The organism is Streptomyces solicavernae, assembly GCF_029968095.1.
Taxonomy (GTDB): Bacteria; Actinomycetota; Actinomycetes; order Streptomycetales; family Streptomycetaceae; genus Streptomyces; species Streptomyces solicavernae.
Window position 1 is genome coordinate 193,200 of record NZ_JASCIR010000009.1, and the last position, 12,826, is coordinate 206,025.

A 12,826-nucleotide genomic window follows, 5' to 3' on the forward strand; every position below is an offset into this window, starting at 1 on the left:
ACGTCGGGAACTCCTTTACCGACAGCCCGTCGGAAACCAGTTGACTTAGGTATGCCTAAGCAGCAGGATCAGTGCTGGTTCCCAGCCCGCTCGGCACCGGAGGTCCACAGCCATGTCCACCGCGTCCACGCCGTTCTCGACGCTCATCCGCACCGCGTCCCACGAGGCGCACACCGAGGCCGAGACCTCGACGTTCATGGGCGACCTGCTCGGCGGCCGCCTCGGCGTGGAGGCGTACACGCGCTACACGGAGCAGCTCTGGTTCGTGTACGGCGCGATGGAGAGCGGCATGGAGGCCCTGCGCGAGGACCCGGTTGCGGGCCCCTTCATCCGGCCCGAGCTGGAGCGCACGGCCGAGCTGGAGCGGGACCTGACGCATCTGCACGGAGACTCCGGGGACTGGCGCGAGGGCCTGCGCCCGCTGCCCGCGACGCAGGCGTACGTGGACCGGGTCGCCGAGTGCGCCCGCAGCTGGCCCGGCGGCTTCGTCGCCCACCACTACACCCGCTATCTCGGCGACCTCTCCGGCGGCCAGATCATCCGCGACAAGGCGGAGAAGACCTGGGGCTTCGCCCGCAAGGGCGACGGCGTGCGGTTCTACGTCTTCGAGGGCATCGCCAACCCGGCGGCGTTCAAGCGGAGTTACCGCGAACTGCTCGACGGGGTGCCGGTGGACGACCTGGAGAAGATGCGGATCGTGGACGAGTGCAAGCGGGCGTTCGCGTTGAACACCGCCGTGTTCCGGGCCCTGGGCGAGGAGTTCCCGCTCAGCGCGTAAGGCGCACCCGGGGGCTCCGCCCCTGCCCAGGGCCGGCGAGCAGGCCGAGCCTTGGCGGTCGTCCAGGTCACGGTGTGGGCTCTGTATCCGATCCCGGCGGTTGTGCCGCCCCTGGCCCCGGTAGGGTTCCGAGCGTCAGTGGCGGCAGTTGGAGCGGAGCGAAAAGCAAGCGATGAGCAGGCTGCGCAGGGTGAGTCGGCCGGCCGCGGCGGCAGCGGCGGTGACGGTGCTGGCCGTGACGGCGAGCGGGTGCGTGACGGTGCACGGGGAGCGGGAGGTCCTGCCGGCGGCGACGAAGGCCGAGGCCGCGCGGGCGCTCAAGGACTTCACGGAGGCGTACAACGCCGCGGAGGCCGCCGCCGACCCGGCCAAGGACGCGAAACAGGTCACCGGACCGTTCGGCGCGATCAACCAGGCGGGCCTGAAGGCGCGCGCGGAGCGGAAGAAGGACGGCGACGAGCTGACGGCGCCGACGCCCCTGAAGCTCGACGACGCGAAGTTCACCATCCCCAAACAGACCGGCTGGCCGCGCTGGTTCGTCGCGGACACCGACAGCAACAAGGACAAGAACGGCTCGTTCCGCTGGGTGATGGTCTTCACCCGCGGCGGCCTCGACCAGTCGTGGGAGGCCTCGTACCTGGCGTTCGTGCCGCCCGCGAAGATGCCGGAGTTCAAGAAGGACAAGGACGGCTTCGCCGAGCCGGTCGACGTGGACGACGCGAAGCTCGCCGTCGCACCGAAGAACCTGAGCGAGGAGTTCGCCTCCTACCTGAAGGACGGCGGCGAGACCTTCGAGGACGGCCCGTACACCTCGTCCTGGCGCACCAAGCGCGAGGAGGAGGCCGAGAAGGCGGGGCTGGTCACGCAGTACATCGACGAGCCGCACAACTCCGGTGACTTCGCCCCGGTCGGGCTGCGCACGAAGAACGGCGGGGCCCTGGTGTTCTTCTCCACCCGCCACTACGAGAAGCGCACCGCCGCCGAGGGCCTGAACCTGCGCATCGGCCCGGACGTACGGGCGCTGATGAGGGGCGACGCGAAGAGCGCGGTCACCCTGGAGTCGGCGGCCGCCCAGACCGCCCTCGTACCGCCGAAGAAGGGCGGCACCACCTCGCAGGTGCGGGTGCTGAACCGGGTGCAGGGGCTCACGGGCGCGAAGGGCGAGTAGGCGGGTAGGCGGGTACGCGCGTGGGCGCGTAGGCGTGGGCGCGTAGGCGTAGGGGGCGTACGCGCAGGCGAGCGGGGGTGCGACGCGCGACGACGGCCGGGCGAGGGGGTCTCGCCCGGCCGTCGTCGCGCGCAAGCGCGTGCAGCTCAGCCGCGCAGCGGCCAGGCCGCGCTCTCCGGCTCCGCGCCCGCGTCCGCATACCGCGCGATGGCGTCGGTGAGCGCTTCGAGGAGGGTCAGCGGCTCGGGCAGCGGATGCTCCGGGCCGCGCACCCAGTGCACGTCGAGCTCGCCGGGCAGGCGGGCGGGCGGCACCAGAACGTACGAACCCCGGCAGTGCCAACGCAGGCCGGGGTGTTCGTCCATCGTCTCGGGGTGGCAGTCCAGCTCACACGGCCACCATTCGTCCTCGTCCTCGGGGGTGCCGCGGGTCGCCGTGAAGAACATCATCCGGTCCCCGCCGGACTCGGCGACGGGGCCGACCTCGACGCCCGCCGCGAGCAGCCGCTCCAGGGCGCTGCGTCCGGCCTCGACCGGCACGTCCAGGACGTCGTGGACCATGCCCGTCGCGGTGATGAAGTTGGCCTCTACCTGGTGCTCGGCCCAGCGCTCGATCTGGGCGCGGTCGGTGGTGGACTGGGTCTGCCAGGCGAAGGAGAGCGGGTGCCGGGCGGGGGTGGGGCAGCCGATGCGCTCGCAGGAGCAGCGGTACCCGGCCGGGTGCGCGGCCGGGGCGAGCGGCAGCCCTGCCGCGGCCGCGGCTAGGAGCAGGGCCGTGCGGCCACCGCCGTCGTCGTCGGCCGCTTCCTTGGGGCGGCGGGCGCGCAGCCACTGCGAGAACCTGCTCTGTCCGCCGGTCCGGCGGCCGAACTCCGCGCCCATCTATCCCCTCACCTTGCTTCGTCCCGTCCGTCCATGGTGCCACCATCCTGCGCCCCGGGTGGCCGCACTCCTCAACCGGGGTACCGGGGGCGATGCGCGGCCTTGGGTGACGATGACGGGCGAGTCCGGACATATATGCCTACCTTGGTCGGCATGGTCACCATGGCTGCACCCGCTGTCATCACCGCCCTCGCCCTGGCGGGACAACTGACCGGCGTCGCCCCGGCCAGGCCGTCCGGCGTCACCCCGGGCGGCCCGACGGCACCCCTGGAGTGGAGCGCCGGCGGCCCGCTCACCGTCGACTCGCTGCCCCGCATCACGTACACCGCGCATCGCGGCGGCGCCCTGGAAGTGCCGGAGAACAGCATGTCCGGGCTGATGGCGGCGTTCGAGCGGGGCACGGCCCAGGTGCTCGACGTGGACACCCGGGTGCTGCGCGACGGCACGCTGGTCGCGATGCACGACGCGACCCTGGACCGTACGACCGACCGGAAGGGCCGGGTCCGCTCCCTCACGGCGAAGCAGTGGCGCGACGTACGACTGACGCCGCACCCCTCGCTGCGCGGCACCTGGCGGCCGGAGCGCCCGCCCACGGTGGCCGAGGTGCTCGACCGGTTCGGCGGGCGGGTGGTGCTGCTCCTTGAGGTCAAGGACAGGGACGGGCTCGCCCCGCTGGCGCGGATGCTGCACAAGCGCGGCCTGACCCGCTCCGTCCTGGTCAACTCGCACTGGCCGTCGGTCGCGAAACGCGCCCACGAGCTGGGACTGCGCACCCAACTCTGGCGCAGCGCCCGGCAGATGAGGACCGACCGGCCGCGCGAGTGGCGCGGCTTCGTGGACGTCCTGGACGTCGACTACAAGGCGCGTGACGAGGATCTGGTGCGCGCGGTCGCCTCGGGCATCCCGCATGTGTGGGCGCACACCGTGAACTCGGCGAGGCAGCGGGACCGGGTGCTGCGCCTGGGCTGCGACGGCGTGATCACCAACGCGCCCGGCCGCCTCACCCGCACTCCGGTCACGGGCCAGGTCCGGGCACGGCCGCTCAGCGAGGGGTGAGACCGCTCAGCGAGGGGTGAGACCGCTCAGCGCGTACTCGACGAGGGTGTCCGCGTACGCGTGGGTCAGCTCGCCGGTGCCCTGCAGCCAGCGCTGCGCGATCGGCGAGACGAAGAGTTCGAGAGCGATCCGCGGATCCAGGTCGGCGCGCAGCTCGCCCTCCTCCTGGGCGGCGCGCAGCCGGGCCACGTAGAGCTGGAGGCCGGGTTCGAGGAGCTGTTCGACGACGCGGGCGCTGAGGTCGCGGTTGATGATGCCCTCGGCGGCGAGCGCACGGTAGGGGATCTCGAACCGGGGGTCCTTCAGCTCGTCGACGGTGGCGCGCAGCACGTCCTTCAGGTCGGTCGCGAGGTCGCCGGAGTCGGGGATGGCGCGGTACTCCTCCGGGTCCACCCCGGCGGCGTCGGCCGCCTCGGCCATACTCCGCTCGCCGAGGTCGACGAAGGCTTCGAGCAGGACCTCCGCCTTGGACGACCACCAGCGGTAGATCGTCTGCTTGCCGACGCCTGCGCGGGCGGCGATGCCTTCGATGGTGGTCTTCGCGTATCCGGCCTCGCCGATCAGGGCGAGGGCGGCGTCGTAGATGGCGCGGCGGGAGCGCTCGCTGCGCCGCGATGAGTCGGGGGCTGTCTTGGTGGCCATGGCTCGAATGTAGCAGCGGGGTGAGGCGATACGTATCGTCTCGGAATCTCGCCCTCATGTCTCGCCCTCATGACCGTTCGCGGGGTGAACGCGCGCGGCACATACGGAAAACAACCCGTTCGCCACCGCGCAGGAGGGCTCTTCACGGCGGACCATGGGCAGCAATCCGAGTGGCCGACACCCGGCCGCTCCACCCACCGTGAGGAGCCCTCATTGCCTCGTCACGCCACACCCCGGCGCTACCTGATGTGCCCACCCGCGCACTTCAAGGTCACGTACTCCATCAACCCGTGGATGGACCCGGCCAAGCCCGTCGACGTATCCCTGGCCGTCGCCCAGTGGGAGGACCTGAGGGAGCGCTACCGCTCGCTCGGCCACACCGTGGAGGAGCTCACCCCCCGCCCCGAACTCCCCGACATGGTCTTCGCCGCGAACGGCGCGACCGTGATCGGCGGCCGCGTCCTCGGCGCCCGCTTCGCCCACGCCGAGCGCGCCCCCGAGGCCGCCGCGCACCTCGACTGGTTCCGTACGCACGGCTTCGCCGAGGCCGACGTGTGCGAGCCCGCCCACATCAACGAGGGCGAGGGCGACTTCGCCGTCACCGCCTCGTACGTGCTCGCCGGGCGCGGCTTCCGGGCCAGCCCGCTGTCGCACGGCGAGGCGCAGGAGTTCTTCGGGCGGCCGGTGATCGGGCTCGACCTGGTCGACCCGCGCTACTACCACCTCGACACCGCCCTCGCCGTGCTCGACGACGCGGCGGACTCCGGCGACGCGGTCATGTACTACCCCGGCGCCTTCTCCCCCGGCAGCCGGGCCGTCCTGCGCCGGCTCTTCCCCGACGCGCTGATCGCCGAGGAGCCGGACGCCGCGGCGCTCGGCCTGAACGCGGTGTCGGACGGCGTGCACGTGCTGCTGCCGCAGGCCGCGGTGGGCCTCTTCGGGCCGCTCAGGGAACGCGGCTTCGAGCCGGTCGGGATGGATCTGGGCGAGCTGCTCAAGGGCGGCGGGAGCGTCAAGTGCTGTACGCAGGAGCTGCGTTGCTGACCGCCTCGCGCGCGTGACCGTACGCGGGCGGGTTCGCCGTACGCGGGCACGTTCGCCGTACGCGGGCAGGTTCGCCGTACGCAACAAGCGGCGGCCCTACTTTCAGGCGTCGCTCCCAGGCGTCACTCCCAGGCGTCGCCCCACTCCGCGTCCCGGGCCGCCTTGTACCGGTCCCCGTGCCGCTTCGTCACCGTCGTACGGGTCAGTTGCTCGTCGCGCACGCACAGGTCGAGCAGCACCTGGCCCTTGCGGAGCTGCGGGCGGCGGACGATGCGGGCCGGGGCCGGGGCGGCCGGGAGGCGGGTGGCGGCGACGTAGCTGAACTTCTCGTCCTCGTACGCCAGGGAGCCGCCCTTGACCTGCCGGTGCAGGGAGGAGCGGCTGACGCGGGACGCGAAGTGGCACCAGTCCTTGCCGGGCTCGATGGGGCAGGCGGCGCTGTGCGGGCAGGGCGCGGCGATGCGCAGGCCCGCGGCGATCAGGCGGTCCCTGGCCTCGATGATGCGGGCGTAGCCGTCGGGGGTGCCGGGTTCGACGACGACGACGGTCTCGCCGGCCGCGGCCGCAGCCTCGACGACCGAGCCGCGGTCGGCCTCGGTCAGCTCGCCCAGTACGTACGAGATCGTGACGAGATCAGCGCTCTCGACGGTGAGCGCTGCTCCGATACGGGAGCGCTGCCAGCGCGCGGCGCGCAACAGGGGGTTGGACTCGGCCAGTTCACGCCCCAGGGCGAGCGCGGGCTCCGCCCAGTCGAGGACCGTGACCGGGCGCTCCTCGGGCCAGGTCGCGCTGACCGCCCAGGTCGCGGCGCCCGTGCCGCCGCCGATGTCGACATGGCTGCCCGGCGACCAGCCCTCGGGGGCGGCGGCCGCGAAGGCGTCGAGGGCGGAGCGTACGGCCTCGAAGGTGGCGGGCATCCGGTACGCCGCGTAGGCGGCGACGTCCGAGCGGTCGCGCAGGACGGGGGCGTCGGTCGGGGTGCGGCCGCGGTAGTTGGCGATCAGGCGGTCCACGGCCTGGGCGGCCTGCTTGGGGGGCAGTCCGTCGAGCAGGCCGCTCAGCGCGGGGCGGAGCGCTTCGGCGGGGGCGGGGTCGTTCACCTGGGGAATCGTACCCGCGGCCCCAGCACCCCCGGGGGGCTCCGGGGTCAGACCGCCCCCGCCCCCGCCACCGCCCGCGCCAACCGCGTGGCCGCCCGCGCCCGGGGCGTGCTGTCCGGCACCCTCCGCACCGGATGCACCGTGTTCGCGAGCAGCACCAGGAAACTGTCCGTGGCCCGGTCGAGCACCAGGGACGTCCCCGTGAACCCCGTGTGCCCCGCGGCCCCGCGCCCCGCGAGCTCCCCCATGAACCACGGCTGGTCGACCAGGAAGCCGAGCCCCGGCGGCCGGAGCAGCAGGTCGACGAAGTCCGGCCCGAGGATGCGCGCGGGCCCGTACGCGCCGCCGCCGAGCAGCGTGCGGCAGAACACCGCCAGGTCGTGGGCGGTGCCGAAGAGGCCCGCGTGCCCGGCGACGCCGCCGAGCGCGTACGCGTTCTCGTCGTGCACCACTCCCCTGAGCATGCCGCGGTCCAGCTTCGCGCGCGGTGTGCGCTGGTCCTCGGTGGCCGCGGCGAACGGGCAGGGCCCGAAGCCGGTGGCGCGCATGCCGAGGGGCCGGGTGATGCCGTCGCGGATCAGCCGGTCCAGGCGGCGGCCGGTGAGGCGCTGCAGGACCTGCTGGAGCAGGAGCATGTTCAGGTCGGAGTAGAGGTAGGCGCCGCCCGGCTCGGCGACCGGTTCCTCGGTGCGCAGCGCGGCGAGCATCGCGGGCTCGTCCGGGCAGGCGTACAGCGGGAGTTCGGGGCGCAGGCCGGAGGTGTGGGTGAGCAGCTGGCGCACGGTGATGCCGTGGTCCGCGGCCGCGGTGAGCTCGGGGGCGTACGCGGCGATCCGGGCGTCGATGCCGAGGGTGCCGCGTTCGATCTGCTGGACGGCGGCGACGGCGGTGCACAGCTTGGTGAGCGAGGCCAGGTCGAAGGGCGTGCCGAGGGTCATCGGGACGCGGCGGTGGGCGGGGAGCTCGACGCCCCCGGCGGCGTACCGGACGGCCCAGCCCGCCGCCTCCTCGACCGCGAGGACGGGGCCGCGCCCGGCGACCACCACCGCGCCCGCGCACCATGTGCCGGGCAGCGCGCGCACCTCCTCGGCGAGCAGCCGCAGCTCCTCCGGGTCGAGTCCGGCTCGCTCGGGCGGGCCGCTGCGCAGCCGTGGCGGGGTCAGCGCTCCGCCCCCTCGGCGCGAGCGGACACCGCCGTACGGGAGTTCCGCCACGGCCGGCACAGCCCCACGAAGCACGCGGCCGCGAGCAGCGCGCAGGACAGCTGGACCACGGCCATCGGCACGGCGGTGTGCTCGCCCGCGATGCCGACGAGCGGCGAGGCCACGGCGCCGACCAGGAACGACGACGTGCCGAGCAGTGCGGAGGCGGAGCCCGCGGCGTGCGGGGTGCGCGTCAGGGCGAGGGTGTTGGCGTTCGGCAACGTGATGCCCATCGCGGACATCAGGACGAAGAGCCCGGCGGCGACCGGTACGAGCCCGAGGTCCCGGGCGTCCCCGAACACCCCGGCCGTCAGCAGGAGCAGCGCGGCCGCGGCGAGGGTGATCACGGCGAGGCCGGCCCCGAGGACCCGGTCGAGCCGTACCCGTCCGACGAGGATCCTGCCGTTGATCTGCCCGACGAGGATCAGGCCGACCGAGTTGACGCCGAAGAGGAGGGAGAAGGTCTGCGGGGAAGCGCCGTAGATCTCCTGGATCACGAACGGGGAGGCCGAGATGTACGCGAAGAGGGCGGCGAAGGCGAAGCCGCCGGCGAGCGTGTACCCGGCGAAGACGCGGTCGCCGAGCAGGCCGCGCATCGTGCGCAGCGCCGAGCCGACCCCGCCGGACTGGCGGCGCTCCGGCGCCAGGGTCTCGGGCAGGCGGCGCCAGACGAGGGCGGTGAGCGCGATGCCGATGGCGGTGAGGACGACGAAGATGCCGCGCCAGTCCGTGAAGCGGAGCACCTGCCCGCCGACCACCGGCGCGACGATCGGGGCGACCCCGGAGATCAGCATCAGGGTGGAGAAGAACCGGGCCATGTCCACGCCGTCGTACAGGTCGCGCACCACCGCGCGGGCGATCACTATGCCCGCGGCGCCGGCGAGTCCCTGCAGCAGGCGGAAGGCGACGAGGAGTTCCACGCCGGGCGCGGCGGCGCAGATCGCGGTGGCCACGATGTAGACGAGCAGGCCGACGAGGAGCGGCCGGCGCCGCCCCCAGCGGTCACTCATCGGCCCGACCACGAGCTGCCCGAGCGCCATCCCGGCGAGGCAGGCGGTGAGGGTGAGCTGCACGGTGGCGGCGGGCGCGGCCAGGACGCGGGTGACCTCGGGCAGTGCCGGCAGGTACATGTCCATGGAGAGGGGCGGTACGGCGGTGAGCCCGCCGAGCAGGAACGTGGTGAGGAGTCCGGTGCGCCGCGCGGCCGCCTTGCCGCCGTCGCGTACCTCTGGCCCGCTGAGCCCTGCGGAACGCCGGTCCACAGCCGTCACGTACCTCAACCCCTCCCCATAGTTGCCTCGGCTCCCTATGTTCTCAGCTCGGCCGGCGTGGTCGAGGCCAGTCCTCTCGGCAGGGAGCCGAGGCCGGGGTGGCGGCGGTCACGAGAAGCCGGTTACACCGGCTTCAGGCCCGGGTCCCCCGCCTCCGTGACGAACGAAGCCGCCGTCGAGATCGGCGCGCCCGGCGTCGTCACCGCCGGGACCGTCTTGAAGTCGGCCCGCGCCGCGTCCGTGCCGAGGGCCACCGTCACGTACCCGCGGCGGCCGTTGAAGAACTTCAGGTGCGGGTTGGCCTTCATGTACGTGTCCCACGTGGCGGGCCTGTCGGCGCCGTCCTCGCCGCTGGCGATGGAGGTCGCGACGATCTCCGTGCCGAGGGTCCTGGAGTCCGGGTCGTCGAAGTCCTGCTTGATGTCGAAGGCGTAGCCGCGGTGCACGTCGCCGGTGAGCACCATCAGGTTGTCGATTCCGGCCGCGCGCGCCCCGTCCAGCACTCGGGTGCGGGAGGCGCGGTAGCCGTCCCAGGCGTCCATGGACAGCTTGGGCGTGTCGGTGAGGTCGAACGCCCGCTGGGACACGACGACCTGCTGCGGCAGCAGGTTCCACAGCGCCCGCGACTTCCGCCAGCCGTCGAGCAGCCAGCGCTCCTGCGTCGCGCCGGTGATGCTGCGCTTCGGGTCGTCCGTCTCGGGCCCGGCCGGGTGCGCGTTGTCGCCGTACGCCTGGTCGGAGCGGTACTGGCGGGTGTCGAGGATGTCGAACTGGGCGAGCCGGCCCCAGTGCAGGCGCCGGTAGAGCTGCATGTCGGGCCCGGACGGCTGCTGCGGGCGGCGCAGCGGCTGGTTCTCCCAGTACGCGCGGTACGCGGCGGCCCGGCGGATCAGGAACTCCTCGGGCGGTACGGAGTTCTCGGGGATGTCGTCCGCGTAGTTGTTCTCGGTCTCGTGGTCGTCCCAGGTGACGAGGAACGGGTGCGCGGCGTGCGCGGCCTTCAGGTCGGGGTCGGACTTGTAGAGGCCGTAGCGCATCCGGTAGTCGTCGAGGGTGACGGTTTCCCGGTTGAAGTGGGCGGGCAGCACGCGGTCGGTGTAGCTGCGGGCGCCGCCGGTGGAGTTGACGGCGTACTCGTAGAGGTAGTCCCCGAGGTGGAGGACCACGTCGACGTCGTCCTGCGCGAGGTGCCCGTGCGCCGTGAAGTAGCCGTCGTGGTACGCCTGGCAGGAGACGGCGGCGAGCTTCAGGGCGGAGACGGCGGCGGCGCGGGCCGGGGCGGTGCGGGTGCGGCCGACCGGGCTGACCCACTTGCCGGTGCGGAAGCGGTAGTAGTAGACGCGCCCGGCGTCCAGGCCGTCGACCTCGACGTGCACGGAGTGGCCGAACTCGGGGTGCGCGGTGGCGGTGCCCCGTCTGACGGTCCGGGCGAAGCGGTCGTCGTGGGCGATTTCCCACGCGACGGTGACGCGCCGGGCGGGCAGTCCGCCGTCGGCCTCGAAGGGCTGGGGGGCGAGCCGGGTCCACAGCACGACATTGCCGGGCTGCGGGTCGCCGGAGGCCACGCCCATGCTGAACGGGTCGTCGGATATGCGCCGTGCGTCCAGTTCCGCGGCGTGCGCGGCGCCGGTGCCCGGCAGGTTGGTGGCGAAGGCCAGCGCGGCGGCGGCGCCGGTCACGGTGAGGAACCGCCGGCGCCCCAAGTGGCGTGCCGCGGCCTGGAGTTCGTCGGTGCGGTGAGCTGCGTTGCGGGCTGCTTCGTGCGCGGCGACTGTCATCTGCCCCTCCCCTGACGGTTGTTGTCAGAGGCATTCGACGGGGGCGCGAAGACCGGGGGCTGTCGCGTACACAACAGTCGTATGGCGGACGGATGAGCGGCGGATTGCCGCGCGTCCCGTACGCTGCGGGGCCATGAACGAGGCGCAAACGAAGATCGCGATCGTGACGGGCGCGGGTTCCGGCATCGGCCGGGCCGTCGCCCTCGAACTGGCCCGCGGCGGCTGGTCCCTGGCGCTCGCCGGGCGGCGCACCGAAGCCCTTCAGGAGACGGCGGCGCTCACGAAGAGCGACGACGTGCTCTGCGTACGCACCGATGTCGCGGTGCAGGACGACGTGGCGGCCCTGTTCGCCGCCGCCGGGGACCGGTTCGGCCGGCTCGACCTGCTCTTCAACAACGCCGGTACGTTCGGCCCGGGCGGCGTCCCCCTGGACGAGCTGTCCTACGAGGCGTGGCGGCACGTCGTCGACACCAACCTCAACGGCGCGTTCCTGTGCGCGCAGGCCGCGTTCCGGCAGATGAAGGGCCAGTCCCCGCAGGGCGGGCGGATCATCAACAACGGGTCGATCTCCGCCCAGGTGCCGCGCCCGCACTCCGTCGCGTACACCGCGACCAAGCACGCCATGACGGGCCTGACGAAGTCGCTGTCCCTGGACGGGCGCCCGTACCGGATCGCCACCAGCCAGATCGACATCGGCAACGCCGCGACCGACATGACCGCGCAGATGCAGCGCGGCATCCTGCAGGCAGGCGGGGAGCTGGCCGCCGAGCCGGTGATGGACGTCGCCGACGTGGCCCGCACGGTGCGGCACATGGCGGAGCTTCCCTTGGAGGCGAACGTGCAGTTCGCCACGGTGATGGCCACGAACATGCCGTTCATCGGGCGGGGTTGAGCGGTTTTCCGTCGCGGGCGCGGGCCGGGAATGCCCGCGTCCCGTACGGAGTTGAGCAGTTTTCCGTCGCGGGCGCAGGCCGGGGAATGCCCGCGTCCCGTACGGGGTTGGTCGGCACATGAGCGCATCCACCGCACCCTCCGCCCGCCCCGACGTCCTCCGTTACACGGCCTTCTCCGCCGACCCGGCCGGGGGTAACCCGGCCGGTGTCGTGCTCGACGCGAGCGGCCTGGACGACGCGCGGCAGCTGGCGATCGCCGCCGGGCTCGGCTACAGCGAGACCGCGTTCCTGACCGCCCCGCCCGCCGAGCTGGCCCCTGCGGGCGGCCGGGCGTACACGCTGCGCTTCTTCAGCCCGAAGGACGAGGTCAAGTTCTGCGGGCACGCCACGGTCGCCACGGCCGTCGCCCTCGCCCAGCACGGCGGCGGCCCCGGCGACTACGTGTTCGCGACCCCCGCCGGCACGGTCCCGGTCACGGTGGCCGCGGTGGACGGCGAGCTGCGCGCCACCCTCACCAGCGTCGAACCGCACGTCAAGGACGTCGGGCGGGCCGACCTCGACGAGGCGCTGGCCGCGCTCGGCTGGGCCGGGTCCGACCTGGATGCGGCGCTGCCGCCGCGCATCGCCTTCGCGGGCAACGACCATCTGGTCCTCGCCGCCGCCACCCGCGAACGCCTCGCCGACCTGGACTACGACTTCGCCCGCCTGGAGGCGTTCATGCGGCGCCTCGGCCTCACCACCCTGCAGCTGGTGTGGCGCGAGTCGGACGCGCTGTTCCACGCCCGCGATCCCTTCCCCGTCGGCGGCGTCGTCGAGGACCCGGCGACGGGCGCGGCGGCCGCGGCGTTCGGCGCGTACGCCCGTGAGCTCGGCCTGGTCGGCGAGGAGTCGGAGTTCGTCATCCGGCAGGGCGAGGACCTGGGCCGCCCCGGCACGCTCACGGTGACGCTGCGCCGGGGCGACCCGCGCGTGCACGTGGCGGGCACGGCGGTCCGTATCGCCGACTGACCTCC

Annotated in this window: 12 protein-coding genes; 6 read left to right on the plus strand and 6 right to left on the minus strand. The window is 73.3% G+C overall.

Annotated elements, in window-relative coordinates; genetic code table 11:
- The first annotated feature begins 112 nt into the window (after nucleotides 1-112).
- A complete protein-coding gene (locus QIS99_RS13840) occupies nucleotides 113-778 on the plus strand; it encodes a biliverdin-producing heme oxygenase (protein WP_282513552.1) in 666 nt (221 codons plus the stop codon).
- Between the two features lie 190 nt (nucleotides 779-968).
- Complete coding sequence (locus QIS99_RS13845; protein ID WP_349017295.1) at nucleotides 969-1,946, plus strand: hypothetical protein; 978 nt, start codon at nucleotides 969-971, stop codon at nucleotides 1,944-1,946.
- A 146-nt stretch (nucleotides 1,947-2,092) separates the two neighbouring features.
- On the opposite strand, the gene QIS99_RS13850 is transcribed toward QIS99_RS13845, so the two are convergent.
- Nucleotides 2,093-2,827 carry a bifunctional DNA primase/polymerase gene (locus tag QIS99_RS13850; protein WP_282513554.1) on the minus strand — a complete coding sequence of 245 codons (735 nt, stop codon included), beginning with the start codon at nucleotides 2,825-2,827 and terminating at the stop codon, nucleotides 2,093-2,095.
- A 162-nt stretch (nucleotides 2,828-2,989) separates the two neighbouring features.
- On the opposite strand from QIS99_RS13850, the gene QIS99_RS13855 reads away from it, so the two are divergent.
- Nucleotides 2,990-3,883, plus strand: coding sequence for a glycerophosphodiester phosphodiesterase (locus QIS99_RS13855; RefSeq protein WP_282513555.1), 894 nt, complete (start codon nucleotides 2,990-2,992; stop codon nucleotides 3,881-3,883).
- 6 nt (nucleotides 3,884-3,889) lie between these two features.
- Here the strand turns inward: QIS99_RS13855 and QIS99_RS13860 are convergent, their stop codons facing one another.
- On the minus strand, nucleotides 3,890-4,525 hold the full coding sequence (locus tag QIS99_RS13860; RefSeq protein ID WP_282513556.1) for a TetR/AcrR family transcriptional regulator: 636 nt from the start codon (nucleotides 4,523-4,525) through the stop codon (nucleotides 3,890-3,892).
- A gap of 213 nt (nucleotides 4,526-4,738) precedes the next feature.
- Between QIS99_RS13860 and ddaH the strand changes: the two genes are divergently transcribed.
- On the plus strand, nucleotides 4,739-5,569 hold the full coding sequence (gene ddaH / locus QIS99_RS13865; RefSeq protein ID WP_282513557.1) for a dimethylargininase: 831 nt from the start codon (nucleotides 4,739-4,741) through the stop codon (nucleotides 5,567-5,569).
- A 122-nt stretch (nucleotides 5,570-5,691) separates the two neighbouring features.
- Here ddaH and QIS99_RS13870 read toward each other — a convergent pair whose 3' ends face one another.
- The 4 genes from QIS99_RS13870 to QIS99_RS13885 all read right to left on the minus strand — a co-directional run bounded on the left by QIS99_RS13870 (nucleotide 5,692) and on the right by QIS99_RS13885 (nucleotide 10,920).
- Nucleotides 5,692-6,669 carry a small ribosomal subunit Rsm22 family protein gene (locus QIS99_RS13870; protein ID WP_282513558.1) on the minus strand — a complete coding sequence of 326 codons (978 nt, stop codon included), beginning with the start codon at nucleotides 6,667-6,669 and terminating at the stop codon, nucleotides 5,692-5,694.
- Between the two features lie 47 nt (nucleotides 6,670-6,716).
- Entirely contained in the window at nucleotides 6,717-7,883 is a 1,167-nt protein-coding gene (locus QIS99_RS13875; protein ID WP_408909553.1) for a serine hydrolase domain-containing protein, read from the minus strand.
- The gene (locus tag QIS99_RS13880; protein ID WP_282513607.1) at nucleotides 7,829-9,133 is read right to left on the minus strand and encodes a Bcr/CflA family multidrug efflux MFS transporter; all 1,305 of its coding nucleotides are present in this window, start codon (nucleotides 9,131-9,133) and stop codon (nucleotides 7,829-7,831) included. The genes QIS99_RS13875 and QIS99_RS13880 overlap by 55 nt, the downstream gene beginning before the upstream one ends.
- 131 nt (nucleotides 9,134-9,264) lie before the next feature.
- Nucleotides 9,265-10,920, minus strand: coding sequence for an alkaline phosphatase D family protein (locus QIS99_RS13885; protein WP_282513560.1), 1,656 nt, complete (start codon nucleotides 10,918-10,920; stop codon nucleotides 9,265-9,267).
- Nucleotides 10,921-11,053: 133 nt separating this feature from the next.
- Here QIS99_RS13885 and QIS99_RS13890 point away from each other — a divergent pair, with 133 nt between their 5' ends.
- Together QIS99_RS13890 and QIS99_RS13895 are read left to right on the plus strand one after the other, a co-directional pair.
- A complete protein-coding gene (locus QIS99_RS13890) occupies nucleotides 11,054-11,812 on the plus strand; it encodes an SDR family oxidoreductase (RefSeq protein ID WP_282513561.1) in 759 nt (252 codons plus the stop codon).
- Nucleotides 11,813-11,930: 118 nt separating this feature from the next.
- Complete coding sequence (locus QIS99_RS13895; protein ID WP_282513562.1) at nucleotides 11,931-12,821, plus strand: PhzF family phenazine biosynthesis isomerase; 891 nt, start codon at nucleotides 11,931-11,933, stop codon at nucleotides 12,819-12,821.
- Nucleotides 12,822-12,826: the final 5 nt, after the last annotated feature.